Genomic DNA, 26625 nt, shown 5'->3' with positions numbered 1-26625 from the left:
AGATAAATACAGTTAGCCGACGCGACAAAGAGACTAGTCCTTTGTCGCGTCGGCTAACTAGAATGTAAATAGTTTTTCAAGCGAGTAGCCGCCCGCCCGCCTCTCTCACATATCGTTCCACGCGCAGTTTCGCAGCGAGCGAAGCGAAGCGAGAATGTTTGAGCATGGAATGATATGTGTGAGAGGTGGGCGGGAGGGATACGAGCGCCCCGCGAGAATGTTTGAGCATGGGATGATATATAGGCGGGTCGGGCCGGTCAGCGGACAGTACGTAAACGACTAGGATACGCCGCTAGAACCGAAACCGCCGGCTCCTCGGTCGGTTTTGTCTAGTTCTTCTACTTCTACGAGATTGACCGTGGGGACTTCTTGGATGACGAGCTGGGCGATGCGGTCACCTTTGTTGATCTGAATATTGTTGGTGGGATCCAGGTTGATGAGGATGACCTTAAGCTCGCCTCGATAGTGAGCATCGATGAGACCGGGCGTGTTGACTATAGACAGGCCCTGCTTAATTGCTAGGCCGCTGCGGGGCTGGACAAAGCCGGCGTAGCCATCGGGCAGCGCAATGGCCAAGCCAGTGGAGACCAATCGGCGCTCAAAGGGCTTGAGGATGCAATCTTCATTGGCGCGGAGGTCAAGACCGGCATCTGTGGGATGAGCGTATTTGGGAAGCTCGACCGTGGGATCGAGACGCTTAATGTTAACGGTAATGTTGGACATGAAATCACCTTAGCTTGTCGAGCTCTTGCAAAAACTCGTCGACGTCTTTGAAATCGCGATAGACCGAGGCAAATCGAATGTAGGCCACCTTGTCGATCTTAGCCAAGCGCTTAAGCACCATATCGCCCAGTTCGTGGGACGTAACGGCCGTCAGCGTACGGGAACGCAGCTCCACCTCGATATCATCGATGATCTCGTTGAGCTTTTTCGTGTCGATATCGCGCTTAATCGTGGCGCGCATCAGACCGACCAGCAGCTTGTTGCGATCGAACCGCTGCTTTGATCCGTCGGATTTGATAACCTCGATGGGATCTTCGCAGCGCTCGAACGTCGTAAAACGATAATTGCACGAACAACATTCACGACGGCGCTTGATAGTGTTGTTCGACTCCTGCATACGGGAATCGACAACGCGGGTATGTGCTTTGCCGCATTTGGGACAGCGCATGGTACCTCCTCTTAAACGATAACAAGGGTACCATGCGACCGAGCCGAAATCTTACGAACGAGTCGGAACTTTCAGAACTACACCGGCATCAAGAGAGCCGCGATCGAGGTGATTGACGCTACGAATCATGTCGGAAGTCTCCTGCGTGGAAAGGCCATCGATAGGATGCTCCTGGGCAAGCGACCACAGGGAATCGCCGGACTGCACACGAACAGTCTCGTAGGTAACGTTAGCTACGGAATCGGCATATGCTGCATGGCGAGCAGAAAAAACTGACGTGGCGAGCACGAAGAACAGGGTGAACGCTACAGCAACAGCAACAATCGTCGAGGCCTTCAGGGCAACAGGAGCCAAAGCAGCGGACGCACACTGGGTGCGAACGGGTTTAGTGGCCACAGCCTGAAAATGAGAGCGTCCGCCCTTCACGACCGTAAAGGCAGGCGTGGCGGGCACCTCAAGTTTAAGAGCGAGGTTTCCCTGGACCATATCCGCTGCGTTCATTCTGTTCTCCTCTCGCTTGTTTTGACGAGAACTGTTTTATCAAGCCGCGGGGACAAAAAAGTCTAGCGCGGGAACGAGTGTTCGGTTATTATTATCTTCGAACAGTTGTTCCTGTCAAGCAAAAATAGAACATTTGTTTGGTATGGGTAGAGAGGAATCCCTGATGGCTCGCAAAATTACCAAGCGTCAGCAGCAAATTTACGACTTCATCAAGGAATATCAGCAGGAGAAGGGCTATCCGCCCAGTGTGCGCGAGATGGCTTCGGCCGTGGGCCTTTCCTCCCCTAGCACCGTACATGCTCATCTCTCCGCACTCGAAGCACGCGGCCTGCTCAAGCGTGACGCCACCAAGCCTCGCGCTCTCGAGCTCTTTGACGAGGACGGATCTTCCGTCTCCATCTCAAAATCCGAGGAGCCCACGGCGCCCCGCGGCACCGTATCGCTGCCTCTCGTAGGCCGTGTCGCCGCAGGGATTCCCATCCTTGCCGAGCAGAATATCGAGGATACCTTTACCATCCCAACCGAGATCGCAACGGACCAGGGTTCCTTTATCCTCGAGGTCCACGGCAATTCGATGATTAACGTCGGTATCTATAACGGCGACTACATCATCGTTCGCGAGCAGAAGAGCGCCATGAATGGTGAGATTGTCGTGGCCATGATCGATGGTTCTGCAACGGTCAAAACGTTCTACAAGGAGCAGGGACGCGTTCGCCTGCAGCCCGAAAACGACACCATGGAGCCTATCTACGCGACAAATCCCACGATTCTGGGCAAGGTCGTCGGTTTGATGCGCCGGTTTTCGTAATGCAAAAACGCATCACGGTCTTTGATACCATTCGCGGGTTTACCATGCTGTCGATGGCGGGATTTCATACCTGCTACGACCTTGTCTACCTATATGGTTGGGATATGCCCTGGTTTACCCAGACCATCTTCCAAGACATCTGGCGTGCCAGCATCAGTTGGGTATTTTTGTTTATTGCCGGCTGGATGTGTACCCTCTCGCGCAACAACATCAAACGTGCCGCTAAATATGCAGCCGCTGCTTTAGTTGTGTGGCTCGCGACGACGCTTGTCTCAGTCGATGACTCAGTGAACTTCGGCATCATTTTCTGCATGGCGGCGTGCACTGCCATTGTTGCACTTACGCGCCCGATTCTCGATAGGGTGCCGACGAGCTTGGGTATACCGATTTGCCTTATACTCTTTGCCTTCACCTGGAGCATTCCTAAAGCGGTCTACCCTATCCCCTATCTAGCTTGGCTAGGTTTCCCAGGTCCAGACTTTGTCTCCGGTGATTACTATCCGCTCATACCCTTCTTATTTATGTACCTCACAGGCTTCTTTGCCGCCCGCACGGCACAAAAAGCAAACCGTGAAGCGCCAGCATGGGCCTATGAGAATCCCATCCCGGCGCTCGCAAGCCTCGGAGGCCATGCACTGCCGTTCTACCTGCTTCATCAACCGGTTATCTTGGGCGTACTGGAGCTGATTTATTCCGTTCGGTAACGCTCAAGACGTGGTGCGATACGGGCCGGAAGCTTTGCCACAATACGAACGCCGTCCTCGAGGTATTCCTCGTGCAGAAGGGTTCCTTGCTCGTGCACGAGCGTGATTAACGCGCCCTCTCGATACGGAATATCGGCCGAGAGCAACACGTCCGTAGCGGCCGCTTCACGAGCGATGCGGTCGACTAAGTCATCAAGGCCCTCACCCGTCTGAGCCGAGAACAGCGCCGCCTCGGGATAGCGCCGGCGAAAGCTCAAGCGATCGACGCTATCGAGCAGATCAATTTTATTGAACACGGTAAGCGTCAGGCGCTCACCGGCACCAATCTCATCAAGGACACGATCAACCGCCTCGAGCTGACGCTCGTAATCCTCATCGGAAGCATCTACAACTTTAAGTATCAAATCGGCGCCGAGTACCTCGGAAAGCGTAGATTTAAACGCGTCGACCAGGCCATGGGGCAGCTTTTGAATAAAGCCAACGGTATCGGTGATCGTCATGCCACGGCCACCGGGTAAACGGTACGAGCGCGTCGTGGGGTCGAGCGTGGCAAACAGCTTATCCTGCGAAAGTACCTTGGATCCCGTCAATCGATTAAGCAACGTCGACTTACCGGCATTGGTGTAGCCAGCCAACGCCACGCGAAACGCCGGCGATTCAATACGACTTTTCGATTGCACATCACGACGTTGTTCAACCTGCTTCAGTTCACGTCGAAGAGCTGCGATCTTATTGCGAATCAGGCGACGGTCGACCTCGAGCTGGCTTTCACCCTGGCCAAAGCGCGAGCCAATACCGCCACGCGTCTGTTCCTTAGCAAGATGGCTCCACATACCTCGCAGACGAGGCAGCAGATACTGCAACTGTGCCAGCTGCACCTGCAAGCGGCCCTCACGCGTCTGGGCATGCAGGCCAAAGATATCCAAAATCAACGCCGTACGGTCAATAATCTTGACCGGTTCGCCCACGGCCTTCTCAAGATAGGACTGCTGCGAAGGCGTCAGGTCGTCATCGAAGATAACAACATCCGCATCCATGCGATGCACCAAGCCGCACAGCTCCTCGACCTTTCCGGAGCCGATAAACGATTTGGGATAGGGCTTGACCAGGTGCTGCGACAAGCGTGCCACGCATTGGGCTCCAGCAGTGTGAGCCAAGCGCTCGAGCTCATCGAGCGAACGGTCGAGCGGCCAGGCGTTATCGCGCCACTCAACACCAACCAAGATGGCGCGCTCAGGTTCAGGCGCCGTAGAGACCAAGGGAAAACGTGCCATTAGGCAGCCTCAATACGACGGTAGATATCATCAACGACCTCATCGATCGTAAACTCATCCATATCGAACCACACGATACGATCGTCACGCTTAAACCAGGATAGCTGGCGCTTGGCATAGCGACGTGAGCGCATCTTGATAAGATCGCGGGCCTCATCCATGGAAATAGTGCCTCGCAAGGCATCAATAATCTCTTTGTAACCGATTGCCTGCATCGACGTCAGTGCATCACCTAGGCCCTGGTCCATAAGGCCACGGACCTCACCAACCAGCCCCTGCTCAAACATAAGGTCGACACGCAGGTTAATGCGCTCATAGAGCAATTTACGGCTACGCGTCAGACCAAACCACAAGGCATGATAACGCTCACGCGGAACGCTGAATTTCGACTTCTGCTCGGCATACGACACACCGTCATCGTGCATCTCGAGCGCACGAATCACACGACGCACGTTATGGGGATGAATCACGGCAGCCGATTCGGGGTCGCGCTCGGCAAGCAGAGCATGCAGTGCCTCCTCACCAATGCGCTCGGCAAGCTCCTGGTAGCCCGCGCGACGTTCGTCCTCGAGATCACCCGAAGGAAAATCCATTTCATCGAGTGCAGCCTTGAGATACAGGCCCGTACCGCCGCAAAAGACCGGAAGACGCTGCTCGCCAAGCAAACGCTCGATATGCGCTCGGGCGTCCGACTGATAAAGCGCGGCAGAATATGCGACACCCGGATCCACGATATCGACAAGACGCAGAGGTGCAGAGTACTCCTCGGGCATCATCTTGGCCGTACCGATGTCCATACCGCGATAGATTTGCATCGCATCGCACGACAACACCTCGGACGATAGACGAGCAGCCAGGCGGTCGGCAACATCGCTTTTTCCGACCGCCGTCGGACCGACAATCGCTACGGCAGAAAGGCTTGCACCGGGAGAAATCATTAGCGAGGCTCGCCTACGACGGAGCCAGACAGATACCACGTCTTGGCGACATCAATATCAACATCGACGATTTTGCCGATGAGCTGATCGATGCTATAGCCAGTAGGAATCGGCGCATGCACCGTCTGGTTCTTGGGGCTCTTGCCCAGAAGGACAGCGTCGTTCTTCTTGCTCGTACCCTCAATAAGTGCAGGCACCACGGTGTGAAGCTCGCCCTGGTTATACTCGTGTGCCGTCGTCTCGATAACCTTGACCAGACGGTTAAAGCGCTCAAGGATAACCTCATGCGGGGTGGGATCATAAATCTCAGCTGCCGGGGTACCGGCGCGCTTGGAGTAAATAAACGTATAGGCCTGAGCATAGCGCACCGTCTCGGCAAGCGAGAGCGTCTGCTCAAAGTCTTCCTCGGTCTCGCCCGGGAAACCCACGATGATGTCGGTTGAAAGCGCAATATCGGGCATACGGTTACGAATACGATCGACCAGGCCCAGATAATCCTCACGTGTATAACGACGATTCATCTCTTTAAGGATGCGCGTGGAACCCGACTGAACGGCCAGGTGAAGCTGCGGCATGACAGCAGGCGTCTCGGCCATAGCATCAATGGTCTCGGGCAGCAGATCCTTAGGATGCGAAGAGGTAAAGAAGATACGCTCGACGCCCGTATCGCCCACCGCGCGCAGCAGATCGGCAAAGCGCGGCTTGCCAAAGAGATCGCGACCGTAGGAGTTAACGTTTTGGCCCAGAAGCGTAATCTCGCGCACGCCCTGACGCACGAGCCCGGTCACCTCGTCGACAATCTCCTCGAAGGGACGGCTCTTCTCGCGACCACGGACGTACGGCACGATGCAGTACGTACAAAAGTTGTTGCAGCCCGTCATGATGGGCACCCACGCGTGATACTGCGTCTCGCGGTGCCACGGCATACTCATGGCGTCGGTATCCTCATGCTCGTTCGTGCGGATATGACGCTTGCCATCCATAAACGCCTCGGCGATAAGCTCAGCCACGTGAGCAATGGAATGGGTACCAAAAATGACGTTGACGTTATCGACGTTAGTGAGCAAGCCCTCGCCATCGCGCTGGGCGATGCAGCCGCCCACGGCGACCACGCGCTTACCCGAAGGCGAAGGAGGAAGACTCTTGCAGGAATTGCACTGACCATACAGGCGCGTATCGGCAGCCTCGCGAACACAGCACGTCATGAACACTACAATATCGGCATGCTCGGGATCGAGCGCCATAAGACAGCCATAAGAATCGAGCAAACCACTCACGCGCTCGGAGTCGTGCTGATTCATCTGACAGCCGAACGTGCGGATAAAGTAGGTTTTACCGGCAAGAATATCGCGTACGGAACGCTGGTCCATGAGCTTACATCCTAACGATGGTATCGACGGGGCGCATAGGTGCTACAAGCGTGCAGATGACTCGCTTACGCAACAGGCTTAACGTCGTCCATAACGACGTTATCCATAGCAGCCCGATTAATCTGGTGAACGTAGATAGAGAGACGAATTGCCGTGCGCGACTCTCCGTTAATGAGGATGTCGGAGAACACCGGCGCGCAGGAGACATCGAAGCCGGTCGGAATCAGAAAACCGCGCGCGATGGCGACAGCCTTGATGGCCTGGTTGACGGCACCGGCGCCGACGCATTGAATGTTGACGGGAACGCCATCTTTGACCATGCCGGCAATGGCGCCGGCAACGGACGCGGGCGATGATTTGCTTGATACCTTCAGGCAATCCATGAAGAAACTCCTGCGTTTAAAAGTACGTTTTAACTGCAATAACTGTATCGTACCGAGCGGACTCGGTAAAGATTTTATTCCTCTTTGGCGAGATCGAACGTCACCGTGATGCGATCACGCGAAACGCGAATCTTAGGGTCGCCGCACAGATTGAGGTAATACCGGGCGGCAAGGTCGTTAAAGTCACGCTCGACAGCACGCGAAAACTGAGCCATGTCATCCTTGGCGATGCGAAGGCCTCGACGGTCCTTGGCAAGATCGACGGGAGCCGGCGCATGCGAGGTGGAATCGCGCTCGCGCAGCAGACGCGCGGTCACGCCGCGGACGGGCTTAATCTGTCCCGACAGAATACGGTGGGCAGTGCGCTCGGACATCTCGAGACCCAGCCCGGAGCAGATCCGGATAAAGTCTTCGGCATCCGAGGCAAGGCCCAAACGATCGATCACCGGAAGCTCGCACTCGTCGTCGATAAAGAGCAGGCGCGACGTATCGAGACGGCTCGAAGCCTGAGCGTACAGGGTCGCAGCAATCTCGGACGGAGAGCCCAGATACACATCGCAGCCACGCAGTTCCTCAAGGGCAAACTCGCAGGCTGCGCGAATGATGTTGTGAGGGCCACGAGCGCATACATAGCGACCGTCTTCGTCTTTAACCGCCTGAGGCCAGCTAGACTGGTCGGCTCGCTCGCCCAAACGATCGGTGGCAACGCACACCTTAAATGCGGAACCCAAATCGACGCCCGATGTAACAACGCGTGCCTCATCCGTGTTCTGCCTGATAGAGAACAGCGCCATACCACGACCGTGAACACCCCAACGGTCCATTTTCATGCTCTCGAGCTTGGAGGTAACACGGGCATCGAAGATACGCTCCTGCATATCCTGCGGCACACCCGAACCGTTATCCAGGAAGAGGAGGGTGCGAACACCCTCCTCCTTGGTCGTGGCAAGATAGACCTTATCGGCTCCGGCATCACGAGCATTACGCAGCATCTCAATGACAATGTCCTCTACATGCTGAATGTCATGCTTGGCCTGACGGCGCTCGGCCTCCGAAACGCGGAGGCGGACATACCCCTCGCCAAGGTTTTCCTCGACGCGAAGGTTGCCCTCCCCCGACATCGACGCGATAAATGAGATGAGCTCGTTCGCGTCGTTCATGTTATTTAGCGATATCGACGGCACGGCTCTCGCGAATCACGACGACGCGCACCTGACCGGGATACTCCATCTCTTCCTCGATCTGATGGGCGATATCGTGCGCAAGCACCGTGGACTGAGCATCGGAGATCTTGTCCGGCTGAACCATGACATGAACCTCGCGACCGGCCTGCATGGCATAGGTACGCTCGACGCCGTCGTGAGAGTTGGCAATCTCCTCGAGCTTCTCAAGGCGCTTGATGTAGTTCTCGGCCGACTCGCGACGGGCGCCGGGACGAGAAGCGGAAACGGCATCGGCAGCCTGGACCAGAACGTCGAGCACCGTGTTGGGGTCGACATCGGCATGATGGGCCTCGATCGCGTGGACGATAACGGGCTTCTCGCCATAACGGCGGGCAAGCTCGGCGCCAATGACAGCATGCGGGCCCTCAACATCGTGGTCGATGGCCTTGCCCAGGTCGTGCAGAAGGCCGGCGCGCTTGGCGGTCACAACATCCAGACCAAGCTCAGAGGCCATCACGCCGCAAAGGTCGGAGACCTCAAGCGAGTGTTGCAGCACGTTCTGACCAAACGAGGTGCGGTAGCGCAGAGCGCCCAGGGTCTTGACGATCTCGGGATGCAGGTCGTGGATACCGGTATCGAAGGCGGCCTGCTCGCCGGCCTCGCGCACACGCTGCTGAACCAAGTCGGCGGCCTTGTGGTACATCTCCTCGATGCGAGCGGGGTGAATGCGGCCATCGGCAATGAGGTTCTCGAGCGCCACACGGGCAGTCTCACGACGGACCGGATCGAAGCTCGAAAGCACAACGGTCTCGGGGGTGTCATCAATCACGAGGTTGACACCGGACACCTGCTCAAAGGTGCGGATGTTGCGACCCTCACGACCGATGATACGACCCTTAAGGTCATCGGAAGGAATATGCACGGAAGTGACGGTGACCTCGGCGGTATGGTCTGCGGCGCAACGCTGAATCGCCAGGGAGAGAATCTCCTGAGCGGTCTTGTGGCACTCGGCGCGGACCTGCTGCTCGGACTCGCGGATGATGGTGGCCGCCTCGTGGGTAACCTCGCCGCGGACCTTGTCGAGCAGCTCCTTGTGAGCGTCCTCGCGCGTAAGGTCGGCAATACGCTCAAGCTCGGAAGTCTGCTTGGCGCAGAGCTCCTCAAGCTCGCGAGAGCGCTTCTCGACCTGACCAGCCTGGCTGGACAGTTGATGCTCACGCTTGTCGAGCGCATCGTTGCGACGATCGAGCGATTCCTCGCGCTGCATCACGCGGTTTTCGAGCGTGCGAATCTCGCTCTTACGCTGCTTGTCCTCGGCCTCGGCGGCCTGCTTGTTCTTGATGATCTCTTCCTTAGCCTCGAGCAGAGCCTCTTTTTTGAGGGTCTCGGCCTGACGCTTTGCATCACCGATCAGGGACTCTGCCTGCGCGTTTGCCGACTGAATCTTTTCGTCGGCCTCGTGAAGACTACCCTGCTTGGCGGTGCGCATGTAGGCAATGGCGGCGATGGCACCCAAAACGAGGCCAACGAGCGCTGCAATGATAGGCATGCTCACTCCTTTTTATGGATTCGTTACACAGCAAAGCGAACCGTCCTTACGAACGGCTCGCGACATTTGAGTAATATGGGCGCAGCTTATGCGGGTCGGATACAGATAAACAAATAAACAAACTCATCACAGATGAGCACATATCACAAAGCAAATGACAGTATTTATCCTACGTTGAACCGCAACAACTGTCAAATAAACGCACCCGGCACGGCGCCTATCAAGCGGTGAACGGCAGGGGCGTACCATGTGCACGCTTACACGGCGCATTCCTCGCTTGAGGCATCGAGCCGCACCTTAACGGCATCGGCGGCGATGTGATACGAAAAGCCCTTACCCATCAAAAACCTGACGAGCTTTTCGAATGCACGCGCTTCGGGAACGCGACGTTTAGCGAGCAAGGCCGACGCACGAGCCAAGTCGTCATCCACGGCAAAATAATCCTCTGGATACCCGGGGATATCGTCAAGTACGACATGACGGCGCTTGAGTTCAGCCTCGATCTTACGCTGTCCCCAGCCGCGACGCTTACGCTCTTCAATAAAGTACGAACAAAAGCGGTTCTCATCCAAAAAACGATACTCGGTCGCTCGAGCAACTGCAAAATCGATCGCAGGCTGTCGAAAGCCATAGCGCGCCAACTTATCGCGCACCTCGCCCGTGGCATGATCGCGGCGCGAAAGCATCTCGGTCACCATAGTGAGCGCACATTTACGTTCGATAAGCTGCACAGCCTCGCGAAAGTCATCCCAATCACAGGGAAGGTCGGGGCGGTTCTTAACGTACAGGCGCGCCACGCGCACGGGAATCCAAATGGAACGTTCAAATCCGCCCTCGAGATCGCAATCGATATGCGCGCAGGGCTTTTTAGACGCATAACCGCTCGAGAACGAGGAGGCCGCCTTCTTATCAGGAAAGACGACCGTGGCCTCGGTCACCGTATACGACATGTCGGCATCCGCTACTCGTCGTCATCGTCGAGCATCGCGGAGCCATCGATGGCGTACAGTTCATCAAACTCCTCGGGGGCAGGCTGGTCGGTCAACTCAACCTCGGAGGGGGCATCATCGTCATACTCAAGGCCGCAGGCAAGGCGAACTTTGTGCTCGATCTCGTCGGCGCAATCGGGGTGCTCGCGTAGGAACGTCTTGGCGGCCTCGCGACCGTTACCGAGCTTGTCCTCGCCATAGGCAAACCAGGACCCCATCTTTTTGCAGATGCCGCACTCAACAGCCATATCCAAAATCGAGCCCTCTTTGGAGATGCCGGTGCCATACATGATGTCAAACTCGGCCGAACGGAACGGAGCCGCCACCTTGTTCTTAACGACCTTGGCACGCACGCGATTGCCGATAACCTCGTCCTTGAGCTTGATGGTATCGATTTTGCGAATATCAATTCGCACGGAAGAGAAGAACTTGAGTGCGCGGCCGCCCGTGGTGGTCTCGGGGTTGCCGAACATGACGCCGATCTTCTCGCGCAGCTGGTTAATGAAGATGCAGGTTGTATTGGACTTGGAAAGTGAGCCGGCGAGCTTGCGGAGCGCTTGGCTCATCAAACGAGCCTGCAGACCCACCGTCGTGTCACCGATCTCGCCCTCGATCTCGGCACGCGGAGTCAAGGCGGCAACAGAGTCGACGACGATGGCGTCGATGGCACCGGAGCGCACAAGCATATCGACGATCTCGAGCGCCTGCTCGCCCGTATCGGGCTGGGAAATTAGGACCTCATCAATATCAACACCGATGCGCGCGGCATAGGTGGGATCAAGCGCGTGCTCGGCATCGATAAATGCAACAACGCCGCCCATGGCCTGAGCCTCTGCAAGAATCTCGAGCGAAAGCGTCGTCTTACCGGAGGACTCGGGGCCATAAATCTCGACGATACGGCCGCGCGGCACGCCGCCGATGCCCAAAGCGGCATCGAGCGCCAGAGAGCCCGTCGGAATAGCCTCGACCTCGAGCTCGGGACCACCGTCGCCATACCTCATAATAGAGCCCTGGCCGAACTTCTTCTCGATCTCGGCCTTGGTGGTGGCGATCATCTCGTCGCGCTCTTTACCCGTCGTGCGTGCATGAACGGTACGTACGGGACCTGAATTCTTGGCCATGAATAGCCCTCCTCTTAACAACCTGAAACGATAATAAACGAACGGCTGTTCGTGGTCAACCGTTCAGATTCATCATATGTACCCGACCATTCCAAAACCCGACCAAACGCCGACCAATCACCGACCAAACGCTTGACCACGCCAATCACAAATACAGGTGCTCGAACAAATTTAGGCCTTATACCAGCGCAAACACCAATACCGTCAAAGGTCTCTATCTCCACAATTAAGGGGCCCAAAGGCCCCTTAAACCACGTCTATTCCATAGAATTGAGCACACGGACAATGCGTCCCAAAGCCTCCGCGACCGCACAAGCACGAACGCACGACCGATCGCCCTCGTAATGAGAGCGTGCAGACTCGACAACCGGCGCTCCACCATCGGCCGCGCGATACGCCCAGCCAATATAGAACGTACCGGCGGGGTCTTGCTCGGTGCCACCACCGGGTCCAGCGTAGCCCGTTGCGCTTACGGCTATATCGCTCTGATAGAGGTCCAACGAGCCCGCGGCCATCTCACGCGCCGTCTGGTGCGACACGGCGCTAAACTGATCGAGCGTTTCCTGCTCGACGCCGAGCACGCGATGTTTGATCTCATCGCAGTAGGTCACCGCACCGCCACGAAGCACCGCCGAGGCACCCGGGATATCGGCAATCGTCGAGGCGATCATGCCCGCCGTCAGCGACTCCGCCGTCGACACCGTCACACCATGGGCACTCGCGTGATCGACAATATCGCGCGCCAACTCCTCGTTGTTTGCGGCGATCTGCAAATAAGACTCCGTCATATCCACCAGGACCTAGACCGAAAAGACGATCTTACGGCAGTTCCAGAAGTACTGGGCACCCGAGACAATGGTCAAAATCACGGCGATGACGTACAGGAAGCGCGACACCGAATAGACACCGAGCAGCAGCGACACCGGCCCCAGCTGAAGACCGGCCATCGCAAAGACGCACAGATAGCCGCAGATAGAGACCATCGTGGTCGCCGTCTTGTACTTGCCGAGCTTATCGGCGGCAACGACTACACCGGCAGCACTCGCGACCATGCGAAGGGCGCTCACCAGCAGCTCACGGAACAGAATGATGAACACGGACCACACGGTCACCGCGCCAAAATCAAGGAACAGCAGCAGGGCCGAGAACACCAGCAGCTTGTCGGCGATGGGGTCCAAGAACTTGCCGAAATCGGTGATCTCGTTGCGCGAGCGCGCCAGATAACCGTCGACCTTATCGGTGCACGACAGGATCACATACAGAATGAAGGCGGCGGCTGCAAGCGGACCGTCGAAGGTGCTCCAGTCCGTACCGGCAACGCTCGCGTGAGACAGAGCCGAGACGATCATGAACACCGGGATAAAGACGATGCGAACGCACGTCACGATGTTGGCGGGCGTCCAAACACTCGTCAGTTCCTTATTGCTCTCGTTTGCCACAACGCTCTCCTACTCCACAACATGACCGATAAGCTCATAGCAGAAGCTATCGGTAAACTCGACGGTCAGAATATCGCCCACGGACGCCTCGCTGGCGTCCAGATGCACCGCGCCATCGGAATCGGGCGCCTGGAACCAGGCGTGACCGATCAGCTCGGCGCCGTCCTCAGTCTCTTCGATGCCATCGACGATCACCTGGGCGCGCTCGCCCACATGGGCCGCCGTGGCGGCAAAACCGAGCGACTCGGCCAGATCCATGGCCTCCTGGGCACGCTCGAGCTTGACCTCCTCATCGACCTGGCCCTCCATCTTGGCGGCCAGGCTGCCCTCCTCACGCGAGTAGGCGAAAACGCTCGTGTAGTCAAAGCCGACGGTGTCCATAAAGTCGATAAGATCGCGAAACTCGTCGTCGGTCTCGGTCGGGAAGCCAACCATGGCCGTGGAGCGAATCACAATACCGGGGATGCGCTCGCGAAGGTCGCGGAACAGATCCTCGAGCTCCTGGCGCGAACCGGAGCGACGCATGGCCTTGAGGATGCGCGCATCGCAGTGCTGTACGGGGATATCGATATAGGGCAGCACCTCAGGCGTATCGCGAATCGTCTCGATAAGCTCGTCGGTCATGCCCTCGGGCTGCAGATAGAGCACGCGGACCCAGACGTTATGCGGGCGCACAGCCTCGGCGACGGCACGCAGCAGCTGCGCCAGATTGCGCGGCGAGCCCTCGGCGACGTCCTCGTCGGCAAAGTCGGTGCCCCAAATGCCCGTGTCCTGGCCGATCAGCACGATCTCGCGCACACCGCCGGCAACCAGGTCACGCACCTCGGAGATAATGCTCTCGGCATTGCGCGAATGATAGCGACCGCGAATATAGGGGATCATGCAGAAGCTGCAAAAACGATTGCAGCCATCGGAAATCTTGACGTAGGCAACGGCACCCTCGACGGTACGCTTGACCTGCGGGATATAGGCCGCGATCTCGCGCTCCACGCCAAGAACGTCATCGATGACTGAGACGATACCGTCTTCCTCATCGGCCTTCACAAAGGCCGCGACCTCGGGAAGCTCGTCGGGCAGGTCGTCGCCGTAACGAGACGGCACGCAACCGCACATGACGATGGGGCAGGCGCGAACGCCGTCCTGCACCTCGTTAGCGAGCTCGAGCGTGGTCTCGATACTCTCGGACGTCGCCGAGGCGAGAAACGAGCACGTGTTAACGATAGCGATATCGGCATCCTGCGGATCGAATGCCTCCTCGTAGCCCGCGGCGGTCAAAAGAGAACGCATGCGGTCGGTGTCAACCTCGTTCTTAGCGCACCCGAGGGTGATGTAGAGCACGGAGCCCAACGGTGTATCCATGTTGGAGAGCGGTCCTTTCGATTGATATTAGCGGTAGTTGGTGAACTGCAGCGGCTGGCCGTAGTCCTGGTCGCGCAGGAACTGGATCACGGTCTGCAACGCGTCCTTCGAAGCAGAGGAAACACGCAGTTTGTCGGCCTCGATGGTCACCTTGACCTTGAGCTTTTGGTCCTTGATGTCCTTGTTGATCTTCTTGGCGGTCGCCTGGTCGATACCCTCGACGATATGGCCGAGCACGCGCACGGTGCCGCCCGACGCCGCCTGCGGAGCATCCCACGAGACAGCCTTGAGGTCGATGCCGCGCTTGATGAGCTTGGAGCTCAACACGTCGATAATCTGTTTGGAGACAAAGTCGGCCGGGGCGTTGATCGTAAAGAGCTTGTCGCCCTTCGAAAGCTCGATCGTGGCGCCAGAATCCTTAAGGTCATAGCGCTGGGAAATCTCGCGCGTGGTCTGCTGGAAGGCGTTGTCGACCTCTTGCATGTTGACCTCGGACACGACGTCGAAGCTGGAATCTTTAGCCATGATGTTTCCTTTCGCGTACGAGCGGCTTAGTAGCTATCGTACGAATAGTCGGTAGAATCGGTGGGCGTCTGACCGTCAGTTGCGGTATCGGCGCCATCCGTGGACTGGGCATCGGTACCGTCGGTGGTATCGGTACCATCGGTGGTGTCGGTACCATCAGAACTTTCACCATTCTCGGAATCAGTCGTCTCCTTCTTGGGAACGGTGATCGTCACACGCGCCACGCCCGAGGTCTTGGTATCGTAACGAACCTTTTCACCGTTCTTGGTAACGGTGACATCGGAAGGCTTGGACGTGGTGATCTCGATCGAGGACTCGGGCGTGTACTCCTGCTCAAAGGGGCCAGTCGCCTGGGCGCCATAGACCGACTTGCCGTCGACCTTGACCTCAATCCACGCGGTCTTTCCCTTGGCAACGGAGACCTTGACCTTCGTTACCTCGTTCTCTTCCTTTTTAGCCGTCGTCTTGGTGGCGTCCGAATCGGTCGACTCATCCGTCGCCTCATCGGTGTCTTCGTCCTCGTCAACCGTTTCGGTCTTCTTAGAAGACTTCTTGGTCGTCGTCTTGGTAGCAGCGGGCGTCTCGGGCGTGGTCTCGGGCGTCGAAGATGCGCAGCCACGCAGAAGCACCACGATGAGCACAATCAACAGCAGCGCAACGGCACCGATGCCGGCGTAGATGATACGCGGATCGAGCCCGTTGTTTTGAGGAGTACGTGACCCGCCGCGTCCACGACCGGAACTGCTGCGGCCGCCTCCCTGAGGCATACGACCGCGATTGCTATCGGGACGGCCGCGATAGCCGCCCTGGCCCTGAAGGCTGCGTTGACCCGAGCGGGGCGCAAGCTCACCGCGGCATTGATAGCCACGCTGGCCCGAACGCGGAGCCGAAGAGCGCTGGCCATACGGCTGTGATTGAGAGCGAAGACGCGGCGTCACCTGCGTGGTATCGGCATCCGCATAGCCACCGCGAGAGCGTCCGGCGGAGGCACCACGGTAACCGCGATCGGAATAGCCGCCGTCGCCGTAGCCGGCACGAGGGTCACGCGCTACACCGCGGGCAGCGGGAAGTGCACGGTCCTCGGGCATCGGCGTACTGCGGAACCGGTCACGCTGTGAGCGAATCTCCTCGCCCGAACCCGTCTCGGTAATATAACCGGCCTGCTGAGGACGCTGTCCATAGCGGGTCGAACGACCGCCCTGAACCATCAGGAAGCGCCCGTTGTCGACCGAGGAACGCGAATTGACGTAGCCGGCGGCGTCCTGAAAACGACCGCCCTGCTGCGACGTCTCGCGTTCGTATGCCATCAGGTCGTCAAAGTAGGCATTGACGACCTCGCGCGGATTGAGGCCCAAAAAGCGAGCATAGCTCGAAATCATGCCCTGCGCATAGCCGCGCGGCGGCATCGAAGCAAAGTTACCGGTCTCGAAAAACTCGATGATCTGCGGCCTGATTTTGATGGTGTTGGCGACCTGCTGAATGGAAAGGCCCATTCGGCGACGCTGCTCGAGCAGCATGTCACCAAAGCGTGCAGCCATCAGAATCCTCCAAACTCACGATCTTCACGTGCCATCTCGGCGTCGACAGACTCCAGCGCGGCAAGCCCCTCCTCGTCCAACAGGACCTCGCGCGGCTTGGAACCGTCGGGCGGGCCGACGACACCCTTTTCTTCCAGCATGTCCATAATACGCCCGGCACGCGCGTAGCCAACCTTCAGACGACGTTGCAGGCCAGATGTGGAGCCAAGCTGCGATTCCACCACAATATGGGCGGCTTCCCAAATGAGCGGATCATCGTCTTGCGGCTCGGCTACTCCGGTGCGGACAATGCCGCCGCCACCCGCCATGGACATGGAAGCGGGCGCCACGGCAGACAGAATCTCCTCGTGGTAGTCGGGCTCGCTCTGCGACTTGACGAACTCGACAATCTCATTGATTTCATCGTCCGAGACAAAGCAGCCCTGGATACGGCGAGGCTTGCCCCAGTCGACCTTGGAGAACAGCATGTCGCCCAAACCGGTAAGCTTTTCGGCACCCATCTGGTCGATGATGACGCGCGAGTCGATGCCCGTGGCGACGTTAAAGGCGATGCGATTGGTGATGTTGGCCTTGATGAGGCCCGTCACCACGTTTGAGCTGGGACGCTGCGTGGCCACGATAAGATGAATACCGGCGGCACGGCCCAGCTGTGCAATACGCACGATCGAGGCCTCGACATCCTTACCGGCGACCATCATCAGGTCCGAGAGCTCGTCAATGATGATGACCAGGTAGGGCATCTTTTGCGGCGGATTGTCGTAATGCTCAAACTCGCCGGCGGCCTGCTTTTCGTTGTAGGTCGAGATCTTACGCACGTTGAGACGCTCGAAGACCTTCAGGCGACGCTCCATCTCGGACACGGCCCATTGCAGAGCGCTCGCGGCCTGCTTGGGCTCGGTCACCACGGGCACATAGAGATGCGGCAGTCCGTTATAGCCCGCAAGCTCGACGCGCTTGGGGTCGACCATGATCAGGCGAACGTCCTCGGGAAGAGTACGCATGAGCAGAGTCGTGATGATGGAGTTGATCATCACCGACTTACCAGAACCGGTCGTACCGGCAATCAACAGGTGGGGCATCTTGGCAAGGTCGGCGACAACCGGCGTGCCCTCGGCATCGCGGCCGATGGCGAGCTCGAGCGGACCGCCCTTCACATAGGGCAGCACGTCGCCCAGGTTGACGTTCTGGCGCTTGCGGTTGGGAATCTCGATGCCCACGAGCGAGGTGCCGGGGATCGGGGCAAAGATACGTACCGACTGGGCAGCGAGCGAAAGCGCGATATCGTCCTCGAGGCTCGAAATCTTGCTCACGCGCTCGCCCTCACCAGGTTGCAGCTTAAAGGTCGTCACCGTGGGGCCGGCGATCCAGCCGACCACGCGGGCACTGCGGCCAAACTCAAGCAAGGTGGATTGCAGTGACTCAGCGGTCTGCTCCAACTCCTTGTCCGAAGACGCGGCGGAAGCCGACTGCGGGTTGGCATGCAGGATTTCGAGCGGCGGAAGCTTGAGGCCGTCCTCTTCTTCGCCCTCGTTATCTGCGGCGCCACCGTCCGCTCCCCCATCGCTAGCCGCAGCCGATTCGACGGCACTCGAGGCAGGCGCATCGGCAACCTTGGGATGCTTCAAGAAGTCGGGAATCTGAGGTGCTGCCGAGACAGGATTCACGGCAAACGGCGGCTCGAACTCGTCGATCTTATCGGGGTCGTCTTCCATCGAAAGCTGGCCGGTTACCTGGTCGCGCTTTGCATGGCGACGCGGCAGCAAAGTTGTCTTTGCGGTCTCAATCGGAGCCTCGTCGTCCTCGTCATCGCCCTCGGTGAGCTCAATCTCGCTATCGGACCAAGACGGGTCGGGCTCGCTTGTATTGAGCTTAGGCGCAGCCTTGCCCTTCTTGGCATGGCGGCGCGGCAGCAGCGTCGTCTTAGCGCGCTCAACCTCAACCGACTCGGACACGTCGACAAACGGATTCTCGTCCTCGTCGTCATCGTCCAAAACCGGGTCCACATCGTTGCCCATGACCGTGGTCACGGCAGCATCGTAGCCCTTTTGACGAAGAATGCTCAGGTGCGGACGGGCAACGCCGGGCACCGACAGGGCTTCGTCGTCACCCCACGGGCTGGCGTTGACATCGGCACGACGGCGCTCGGCAAAATCGGCCGCACGGTCGCGAGCAGAGCGCAGCACGCCACCCACCGAAAAGCCGATGATGACCAAGCCCACGACGACAAGGCCCAACAGGACTACCATCGCGATAGGCTTACCCAGGGCATTCTGCAGCGCACTCGCAATAAACGCACCGATGTAGCCACCCGAGGCGGACAAATTTTGCGGCGTGAACATAAGGTCACACGAGACACTCGTACCCGGCACCATCAGCGAAAGAATGGAGACGACGGCGATAAAGACCACGGCTCCGCCCGCAACAGAGCGCACGTTGAGCGGCGAGTCCTCGCCTAAAAAGAGCGTGGCGGCAAACAGCAAAATAACGATCGGCAGCACGTAGGCGCCCAGACCAAAGCCCAGGTGGTAGAAACCGGCAACCGCAGCCGTAACGGGTGCAGTCGCCGGCGAAATCACGGCAATGAAGGACGCAATCGCCAAAACGGCGATGACCACGCCGGCGATATCGCGGTTGGCCGAGGGCTCGACCAGGGGCTCAAAATCGTCGAAGTCGGTCTCGTGGCCCTTATTGGCACGAAGATGGGAACCGGCACCCTTAGCAGATGCCGGTTGGTTGTTGGCTTTATTGCCTTTGGCGTTTTGTGCAGATCCGCGCGCCAAACTAAACCTCCATGACGACCGGGATGATCATCGGACGAGTGCGCGTACGACTCCAGATAAAGTTAGAGAGCGAGTCGCGCACGGCCTTGCGAATGGCATCGGAACCGCTGCTCGTAAAGCTGAACTTGCCCTTCTCAATCGTCTTCATAATAGACGCGGAGGCATCCTCGGAGAACTGGTCGTCGATGGCAAACGAGACGCCGCGGCCCGAGAACTCGATGGCCTCAATCTTCTTGTGCTTGAGCGAGACGATGGCGACGGCCGTGACCATACCGTCATTGGCGAGCTTCTGGCGATCGCGCAGGACGATGGGGTCGGTATCGCCGATACGCAGGCCGTCGACGTAGACGACGCCGGACTCGACGGGCGTACCACGCTTGACGATACCACCGCGCATCTCGAGCGTGTCGCCGTTATCGAGGATAAAGATGTGATCATCCTTGATGCCCATCTTGCGGGCCAGCTGGGCATGGGCGCGCAGATGCACGGCCTCACCGTGAACCGGCATAAAGTACGTGGGCTTGGCCATGGCCATCAGGAGCTTAAGCTCCTCCTGGCTGCCGTGGCCCGAGACGTGGACAAGAGCACGGTTCTTATCCCACACGTCGCAGCCGAGCTTGGCCAAGCTGTTGACGACCTGCTGAACGGCTTTCTCGTTGCCGGGAACGGGAGTTGCCGAGAGGATGACGGTATCGCCCTCGTGGATAGAGAGCGTCTTGTGCTCGCCATTGGCCATGCGGGACAGGGCCGACAGCGGCTCGCCCTGCGAACCGGTGCACATGACGACGATCTTGTCGTCGGGCAGGTTATCGATATCGAAGGCATCGATGATATCGGCATCGTCGATGTTGAGGTAGCCCAGCTCGCGCGCGACGCGGGTGTTGGTGAGCATGGAGCGACCGGTCACAACGACCTTACGGCCGCACTTGCGGGCGGCATCGCAGATCTGCTGCAAACGATGGATATGGCTCGAGAACGAAGCGACGAACACGCGACCCGGGGCGTTCTTGATGGCATGCAGTAGGTTGGGACCAACCTCGGCCTCGGACTTGGTAAAGCCGGGAACCGTGGCATTGGTGGAGTCGGACAGCAACAGGTCGATGCCCTGCTTGGCAAAGCGGCTGATAGCGGCATAGTCGGGCGTGACACCATCGATGGGCGTCTGGTCGAGCTTAAAGTCGCCAGTGTGCATAACGGTGCCCTGATTGGTGCGAATGAACACGCCCAGAGCGCCGGGGATGGAGTGCGTCATCGAGAAGAAGTCGAGCGAGATGCCGCCGAGGTTGACATGGCTGCCGCCCTTAACCTCGCGGAACTTGGGTGCGCGGATGCGGAACTCAGAAAGCTTGCCTTCGATAAAGCCAAGCGTCAGCTTGCTCGAGAAGATGGGCACCTTGTTGTTGAGGTCCTGCAGCAGATACGGAAGCGAACCGGTGTGGTCCTCGTGGCCGTGGGTGACGACGATACCGCGGAGCTTCTCCTCGTTCTCCAGAACATAGGTGTAGTCGGGAAGCACCAGGTCAATACCGGGCTGGGAATCGTCGGGGAACATGAGGCCAGCGTCAACGAGCACCATGTCGTCGCCGCATTCGAAGACCGTCATGTTCTTGCCGATGCCGTCAAGGCCGCCGAGCGGAATGATCTTCAAGGGAGATGATTTTTTAGCTGCCATAGGTTAGTGTGGTTTCCTTTCTTCGAAACGGGTCTGGAACAACCGACGGGGCGCTTCTGGCAAACCGACCGCCGGGAACGTACAAACATGCATCGCAGAGTCGATGCAATAACCACAGTATGATACCCATTTGCACAACAACAGACCACTCATGCATCAAAGCCCCATCTGAACTGGTCCATCCCGACGGTTTCCCGTAGAGCAGGAAACTTCATATGCGGCCCTCCCGGGCGCAAGCAAAAGGGCGACCCCTGTCCGGAGTCGCCCTTGTTGAGCTGCTTATGTTTAGCTGTTACTCGGCGTCGTGGTGACGGCGGGGCTTGCGGCCTCCGTTGTCGCCGGGACGGCGCGGACGGTCGCTGCGCTCGGAGCGCTCGCGACGCGGACGCTCACGGCGCTGGAAGTGCTCGCCGTCGCCCTCGGAGGCACCCTCGGCGCGAGCCGGGGCCTCGGGCTTGTCAAGGCGATCGAGCGAGATCTTACCGCGATCGTCGACCTCGATGACGACGACCTTGACCTCGTCGCCCACGTTGAGGACGTCCTCGACCTTCTCCACGCGGCCCTTGGCAACGCGGGAGATGTGCAGCAGGCCGTCCTTGCCGGGCAGCAGATTCACGAACGCGCCGAAGGGCTGGATGGAGACCACGCGACCGGTGTACTCCTCGCCCGGCTCGGGAACCTTGATGATGAGCTTGATGCGCTCGACAGCCTGGTCCACGGACTCGCCGGTGCCGCCGACAAAGACGGTGCCGTCCTCCTGGATGTCGACCGAAGCGCCGGTCTCATCCTGGATACCGCGGATGACCTTACCGCCGGAACCGATGACGTCGCGGATCTTGTCGGTCGGAACCTGGATGGAGACGATGCGCGGAGCGGTGCTGCGCGTGGTGTGGCGCGGCTCGGGGATCACATCGAGCATCTTCTGCAGGATGAAGGCGCGACCCTCCTTGGCCTGCTGCAGAGCGCGGGCCAGGATGTCGAAGGTGAGGCCGGTGGCCTTGTTGTCCATCTGCAGGGCGGTGATGCCCTCGGTGGTGCCGGTGACCTTAAAGTCCATGTCGCCCAGGAAGTCCTCGAGACCCTGGATGTCGGACAGGACCACGGTCTTGCCCTCCTCCTGGATCAGGCCCATGGCGATACCGGAGACCGGGCGCTTAATGGGCACGCCGCCGTCCATAAGGGCGAGCGTGGAGCCGCAGGTCGAAGCCATCGAAGAGGAGCCGTTGGACTCCATGACCTCGGAGACGACGCGGATGGCGTAGGGGAACTCGTTCTCGTCGGGAAGCACCGGAAGCAGAGCGCGCTCGGCCAGATTGCCATGGCCGATCTCGCGGCGCTTGGGGCTGCCCATGCGGCCGGTCTCGCCGGTGCAGAAAGGCGGGAAGTTGTAGTGGTGCATGTAGCGCTTGCCCTCGGTGGGCTCGATGGTATCCAGACGCTGGCCCTCGTTGAGCATGCCGAGCGACAGGACGGAGAGCACCTGGGTCTGGCCACGCTGGAACAGGCCGGAGCCGTGAACGAGCGGCAGGTAGTTGTCCTTCACCATGATGGGACGGATCTCGTCGGCGGCACGGCCGTCGACGCGCTCACCGGTCTCGACGACCATGGTGCGCATGGCCTTCTTCTCGAGCTTCTTGAGCGCCACGGGGATCTCGCGCTCCCAAGCGGCCTGCTCCTGCTCGGTAAACTCGGCACGGATGGACTCCTTCAGAGCCTCGACCTTGCCGATACGGGAGAGCTTGTCGGCGTCGCGAAGGGCGGCTGCCATCTCGTCGTAGTGGGCGAAGATGCGCTCCTGGACCTCCTCGACGGGCTGGTCGAGCGGGTACTCCTTCTTGACGATGGGGCCGTTGACCTGCTCCCACTCGGCAACGAACTCGTCCTGAGCCTGGCAGAAAGCAGCAAGGGCCTCCTGGCCAAACTTCATGGCGGCGAGCATGTCGTCCTCGGAGATCTCCTCGGCGCCGGCCTCGACCATCGAGATGAAGTCGGCAGAGCCGCCCAGCTCCAGGTCCAGATCGGAGTTCTCGCGCTCCTCGTAGGTGGGGTTGACGATAAACTCGCCGGTCTCCACGTTACGGCCGATGCGCACGCAGGCAAGCGGACCCTCGAAGGGCACGCCGCCGAGCGTCATGGCCAGAGAAGCACCCATGACGTTGATGACGTCGAAGGGGTTGACCTGGTCGGCGACGAGCGAGGTGGCGACGATGTGCACCTCGTTGCGGAAGCCATCCGGGAAGCTCGGGCGAATCGGACGGTCGATCATGCGCGCGGTGAGCGTAGCCTTCTCACTGGGACGGCCCTCACGCTTGAGGTAGCCACCCGGGATGCGGCCGGCGGCGTACATCTTCTCGTTGAAGTCGACGGTCAGCGGGAAAAAGTCGTAGTTCTTACGCTCCTTGGAGACGACCACGGTGTCGAGCATCGTGGTGTCACCCTGCTTGACCAGGCAGGCGCCGGTGGCCTGCTTGGCAAGCTCGCCCGACTCAAAGGTGTAGGTCTTGCCGTACAGCTCAAAGGTCTTGGATACGAGTGTCATTGTTCTCCTTTACCCCGCAGACCCCTTGCCTGCGGGCTTCTCATGTGACGCGGGCCCCCTGCCCCCGCCACGCTTCAGAGCGTGATTGTTCGCGCCCTTACACAAAAAGAGCGCCCCGCTGCGCAGGACGCTCTTAGCATGTACAAATCCTACTGGATGTTGTCGCGGATGCCCAGAGCCTTGATGAGCTCACGGTACTCGACGATGTCGTTCTTCTTGATGTAGGAGAGAAGACGACGACGACGGCCGACGAGCATGAGCAGGCCACGACGGGTGTGGAAGTCCTTCTGGTGGGACTTCATGTGCTCGGTCAGCTCCTTGATGCGCTCGGACAGGATGGCGACCTGAACCTTGGGGTTGCCGGTGTCGACCGGGGTGTTACCGAACTGGGCAGTCAGCTCCGCCTTGCGCTCTTTGGAAACAGTCATTGTTTCACCTTTCGTTTTACGTCGCCCGCGGGCGACTCGATTCGCCTCGGACTGGGAAGCCGCCGGTGGAGCGAGCAACCAAGGTCGAGGTACCAACAGGTCGGCATGATACCACAAGCAGCCCGCGCCTGCGCATCATCACCGACCCAACATGAATTCCATCGCACGGAGGCGTTGATCGGTGTGCGTCGCAGCCCACACATGCGAAAGCCCGAGCAGGAATGCCGCCGTATGCGGGTCGATTCGCTCGGCCATGAGCGCATCGAAGGTCATGGACATGAGGGCGCGCAGCCATGCTGTCTCACCGGTCGACACCAGTTCGGCACCTGGAACGCTCGACGCGCACGACCCGCACATGAGACCGCCCGCCTGGGGTGAAAAATACGACAGCATGGGGTCTCCGCACAGCACGCAGGCCGAAAAATCGGGTCGATAGCCAACGTGCGACAGCAGCTTAAAGACATATGCCGCCACAAGTAGGTCCATATGCGCCGTGTCAAGCCCGCTGCCCACCAGGGCAAGCGCTCGCTGCGTGATGGCAAAGGTAAACGGGTCCTCGGCGTCCTCGAACGAGCACACGCGCGCAACCTCGGCGATCGCGCTTGCGGCGCAGGTCGTCTCGTAATCGGGCGCAGCGCCGAGCGGCGCCTCCATAAGCTCGGCCTGGGAAACCACGTCGAGTGACCGTCCATGTGCGAGCAGCATATCGACCGTACAGAACAGCTCGCAGCGCGCAGCCAGGCGTCCGCCGGGTTTGCGGGCGCCCTTTGCCACGGCACGAACCTGCCGCCCCCGCTCGTCAAGCATCGTCAAGATCAGGTCGGTCTCTTTGAGCTTCGTCTTGTCGAGGACGAGCACCTTGGTGCGATATGTCCGGGAGCCTGCCATGCGCGCCGCGCGTCCTTAGTCCTCGGCGTTGTAGCCAAAGCGGCGAATCTGGGCCTCGTCGTCACGCCAGCCGGCCTTGACCTTCACGTCCAGCTCCAAAAAGACCTGCGTGCCAAAAATGCGTTCAAGATCGCGTCGGGCGTCGATACCGATATGCTTGATCATCTCGCCGCCCTTGCCGATGATGATGCCCTTTTGGCCCTCGCGCTCGACGTAAATGGTGGCGTGCACGCGCAGCACCTTCTTGGTCTGCTCGAGCGCATCGCAGATCACGCCAACGGAGTGCGGAATCTCATCACGGGTGCGGCGCAAGACCTTCTCGCGCACAAACTCGGCAACGAGCGTCTCATCGGAAGCGTCAGTACCCATGTCCTCGGGGAACCAACGCGGACCCTCAGGCAAAAAGTGCGCAACGGTCTCTATAAAGGCATCGACGTTGAAGTTCTTAACCGACGACGTCACAATCTCGTCGTCATATTCCATAAGCTCGTGGGCAGCCTTAAGCTGCTCCATGACCTGTGCGGGGTCGGCCTCATCGGCCTTGGTGAGCACCAGGACCTTCTTGCAACGAGCGCATCTGACACGCTCGGCAACCCAGGCGTCTCCCCTGCCGATGGGCTTGGTGGCATCAATCAAAAACGCGACGACGTCGACATCGTTCAACTCGAACAGTGCGCTCTTGTTGAGCTCGGACCCCAGGCCGTCCTTGGGCTTATGAATACCCGGGGTATCGACAAAGACCAGCTGGTAGCCGGGACGGTTGACGACGGCGCGCATGCGACGGCGGGTCGTCTGTGCCACCGGCGAGGTGATGGCGACCTTTTTGCCATAGCAGGCGTTGAGCAGCGTGGACTTGCCGGCGTTGGGGCGTCCGACCAGGGCTACGAAGCCGCTGCGAAAACCGGGTTCAACGTCGCCAAAGCCCGCGAGGCTATCGTCCTCGTCGCACAGGGCGTCGAGCTCCTCGTCGCTCATGCCCTCAAACGGATCGAATTCCTCGACTTCCTCGTATGCTTCGGCCGCTTCGGCATCCGCCGCATCCAGGACCTCGTCGTCCAAAATTTCATCGATAGGCTGCATAGTGTCGGACATGAAAATCCCTTTCTAGATAAAGCCGAGCGCGTGGGCAAATACCAGCAAGCCCACAATCGCGGCGGTGATGGAAAGAACGTATACGGAGGCGGCGGCGATATCCTTCGCGCGCTTTGCCAGCGGATGGAGCTCCTGGGTCGCCAGATCGACAATCGCCTCCATGGCGGTGTTGCATAGCTCGCCGTGAATCACCAGGCCACAACAGATGATAATCGTGGCCCACTCGGCAATGTCGAGCCCCACGATGCAGCCGGCAATGACGGTGCACACGCCCGCAACGAGCATGACCTTAATATTGCGCTCGGTCTTGACGGCGGTGACGAAGCCCTCCATGCCGTAGGAGAACGACTTTAAGAAGGACGGATGGTCCTTGTTCGATCCGGGAATCATAGAC

The 26625-nt window shown here is 59.0% G+C and carries 25 protein-coding genes; 2 read left to right on the top strand and 23 right to left on the bottom strand.

Going from position 1 to position 26625, the window contains the following annotated elements; translation table 11 throughout:
• Positions 1 to 279 precede the first annotated feature (279 nt).
• From dut to AAAX34_RS05370, 3 genes are read right to left on the bottom strand one after another with little or no spacing between them, the layout of a single operon-like run.
• Entirely contained in the window at positions 280 to 723 is a 444-nt protein-coding gene (gene dut / locus AAAX34_RS05380) for a dUTP diphosphatase (RefSeq protein WP_349110317.1), read from the bottom strand.
• Between the two features lie 4 nt (positions 724 to 727).
• Complete coding sequence (nrdR, locus tag AAAX34_RS05375) at positions 728 to 1171, bottom strand: transcriptional regulator NrdR (RefSeq protein WP_055285168.1); 444 nt, start codon at positions 1169 to 1171, stop codon at positions 728 to 730.
• Between the two features lie 51 nt (positions 1172 to 1222).
• Positions 1223 to 1672: a LysM peptidoglycan-binding domain-containing protein gene (locus tag AAAX34_RS05370; protein WP_349110316.1), complete on the bottom strand. Its 450-nt coding sequence runs from the start codon at positions 1670 to 1672 to the stop codon at positions 1223 to 1225.
• Between the two features lie 163 nt (positions 1673 to 1835).
• Here AAAX34_RS05370 and lexA point away from each other — a divergent pair, with 163 nt between their 5' ends.
• Positions 1836 to 2480: a transcriptional repressor LexA gene (gene lexA, locus AAAX34_RS05365; RefSeq protein WP_349110314.1), complete on the top strand. Its 645-nt coding sequence runs from the start codon at positions 1836 to 1838 to the stop codon at positions 2478 to 2480.
• Complete coding sequence (locus AAAX34_RS05360; RefSeq protein ID WP_349110313.1) at positions 2480 to 3184, top strand: heparan-alpha-glucosaminide N-acetyltransferase; 705 nt, start codon at positions 2480 to 2482, stop codon at positions 3182 to 3184. Before lexA ends, AAAX34_RS05360 begins: the two co-directional genes overlap by 1 nt.
• Here AAAX34_RS05360 and hflX read toward each other — a convergent pair.
• The 20 genes from hflX to AAAX34_RS05260 all read right to left on the bottom strand — a co-directional run bounded on the left by hflX (position 3169) and on the right by AAAX34_RS05260 (position 26621).
• Positions 3169 to 4458 carry a GTPase HflX gene (gene hflX, locus AAAX34_RS05355; protein ID WP_349110312.1) on the bottom strand — a complete coding sequence of 430 codons (1290 nt, stop codon included), beginning with the start codon at positions 4456 to 4458 and terminating at the stop codon, positions 3169 to 3171. The two genes, AAAX34_RS05360 and hflX, sit on opposite strands and share 16 nt — an antisense overlap.
• A complete protein-coding gene (gene miaA, locus AAAX34_RS05350) occupies positions 4458 to 5396 on the bottom strand; it encodes a tRNA (adenosine(37)-N6)-dimethylallyltransferase MiaA (RefSeq protein WP_349110310.1) in 939 nt (312 codons plus the stop codon). Before miaA ends, hflX begins: the two co-directional genes overlap by 1 nt.
• On the bottom strand, positions 5396 to 6766 hold the full coding sequence (gene miaB / locus AAAX34_RS05345) for a tRNA (N6-isopentenyl adenosine(37)-C2)-methylthiotransferase MiaB (RefSeq protein WP_349110309.1): 1371 nt from the start codon (positions 6764 to 6766) through the stop codon (positions 5396 to 5398). Before miaB ends, miaA begins: the two co-directional genes overlap by 1 nt.
• Positions 6767 to 6831: 65 nt before the next feature.
• Positions 6832 to 7149, bottom strand: a complete 318-nt coding sequence (locus tag AAAX34_RS05340) for a stage V sporulation protein S (RefSeq protein ID WP_118079896.1) — start codon at positions 7147 to 7149, stop codon at positions 6832 to 6834.
• Between the two features lie 74 nt (positions 7150 to 7223).
• Positions 7224 to 8309, bottom strand: coding sequence for an ATP-binding protein (locus AAAX34_RS05335; protein ID WP_271738239.1), 1086 nt, complete (start codon positions 8307 to 8309; stop codon positions 7224 to 7226).
• A 1-nt stretch (position 8310) separates the two neighbouring features.
• The gene (rny, locus tag AAAX34_RS05330; RefSeq protein WP_271738238.1) at positions 8311 to 9861 is read right to left on the bottom strand and encodes a ribonuclease Y; all 1551 of its coding nucleotides are present in this window, start codon (positions 9859 to 9861) and stop codon (positions 8311 to 8313) included.
• Positions 9862 to 10118: 257 nt separating this feature from the next.
• The gene (locus AAAX34_RS05325) at positions 10119 to 10811 is read right to left on the bottom strand and encodes a regulatory protein RecX (RefSeq protein ID WP_195544602.1); all 693 of its coding nucleotides are present in this window, start codon (positions 10809 to 10811) and stop codon (positions 10119 to 10121) included.
• An 11-nt stretch (positions 10812 to 10822) separates the two neighbouring features.
• A complete protein-coding gene (recA, locus tag AAAX34_RS05320; RefSeq protein ID WP_117746573.1) occupies positions 10823 to 11971 on the bottom strand; it encodes a recombinase RecA in 1149 nt (382 codons plus the stop codon).
• 257 nt (positions 11972 to 12228) lie between these two features.
• Positions 12229 to 12744, bottom strand: a complete 516-nt coding sequence (locus AAAX34_RS05315; RefSeq protein ID WP_349110308.1) for a CinA family protein — start codon at positions 12742 to 12744, stop codon at positions 12229 to 12231.
• A gap of 27 nt (positions 12745 to 12771) precedes the next feature.
• Positions 12772 to 13410 (bottom strand): CDP-diacylglycerol--glycerol-3-phosphate 3-phosphatidyltransferase, encoded by a 639-nt coding sequence (pgsA, locus tag AAAX34_RS05310; RefSeq protein WP_118079882.1) that lies wholly within the window; start codon positions 13408 to 13410, stop codon positions 12772 to 12774.
• Positions 13411 to 13419: 9 nt separating this feature from the next.
• Positions 13420 to 14769 carry a 30S ribosomal protein S12 methylthiotransferase RimO gene (rimO, locus tag AAAX34_RS05305; RefSeq protein ID WP_349110306.1) on the bottom strand — a complete coding sequence of 450 codons (1350 nt, stop codon included), beginning with the start codon at positions 14767 to 14769 and terminating at the stop codon, positions 13420 to 13422.
• Between the two features lie 27 nt (positions 14770 to 14796).
• Entirely contained in the window at positions 14797 to 15294 is a 498-nt protein-coding gene (locus AAAX34_RS05300) for a YajQ family cyclic di-GMP-binding protein (RefSeq protein ID WP_022094699.1), read from the bottom strand.
• Positions 15295 to 15320: 26 nt separating this feature from the next.
• Positions 15321 to 16832 carry a helix-turn-helix transcriptional regulator gene (locus tag AAAX34_RS05295; protein ID WP_349110304.1) on the bottom strand — a complete coding sequence of 504 codons (1512 nt, stop codon included), beginning with the start codon at positions 16830 to 16832 and terminating at the stop codon, positions 15321 to 15323.
• A complete protein-coding gene (locus tag AAAX34_RS05290) occupies positions 16832 to 19612 on the bottom strand; it encodes a DNA translocase FtsK 4TM domain-containing protein (RefSeq protein ID WP_349110303.1) in 2781 nt (926 codons plus the stop codon). Before AAAX34_RS05290 ends, AAAX34_RS05295 begins: the two co-directional genes overlap by 1 nt.
• A 1-nt stretch (position 19613) precedes the next feature.
• Complete coding sequence (locus tag AAAX34_RS05285) at positions 19614 to 21284, bottom strand: ribonuclease J (protein WP_006235967.1); 1671 nt, start codon at positions 21282 to 21284, stop codon at positions 19614 to 19616.
• Between the two features lie 292 nt (positions 21285 to 21576).
• Entirely contained in the window at positions 21577 to 23823 is a 2247-nt protein-coding gene (locus AAAX34_RS05280) for a polyribonucleotide nucleotidyltransferase (protein ID WP_349091215.1), read from the bottom strand.
• Positions 23824 to 23972: 149 nt separating this feature from the next.
• A complete protein-coding gene (gene rpsO, locus AAAX34_RS05275; protein WP_035138510.1) occupies positions 23973 to 24251 on the bottom strand; it encodes a 30S ribosomal protein S15 in 279 nt (92 codons plus the stop codon).
• A gap of 138 nt (positions 24252 to 24389) precedes the next feature.
• The gene (recO, locus tag AAAX34_RS05270) at positions 24390 to 25139 is read right to left on the bottom strand and encodes a DNA repair protein RecO (protein WP_349091216.1); all 750 of its coding nucleotides are present in this window, start codon (positions 25137 to 25139) and stop codon (positions 24390 to 24392) included.
• A 15-nt stretch (positions 25140 to 25154) separates the two neighbouring features.
• Entirely contained in the window at positions 25155 to 26231 is a 1077-nt protein-coding gene (gene era, locus AAAX34_RS05265) for a GTPase Era (RefSeq protein ID WP_349091217.1), read from the bottom strand.
• Between the two features lie 12 nt (positions 26232 to 26243).
• Positions 26244 to 26621, bottom strand: coding sequence for a diacylglycerol kinase family protein (locus AAAX34_RS05260; RefSeq protein ID WP_349110302.1), 378 nt, complete (start codon positions 26619 to 26621; stop codon positions 26244 to 26246).
• Positions 26622 to 26625: the final 4 nt, after the last annotated feature.

The organism is Collinsella sp. CLA-ER-H4, from assembly GCF_040092395.1.
Classification (GTDB): Bacteria; Actinomycetota; Coriobacteriia; order Coriobacteriales; family Coriobacteriaceae; genus Collinsella.
This window is presented reverse-complemented; position numbering and strand designations above follow the sequence as displayed.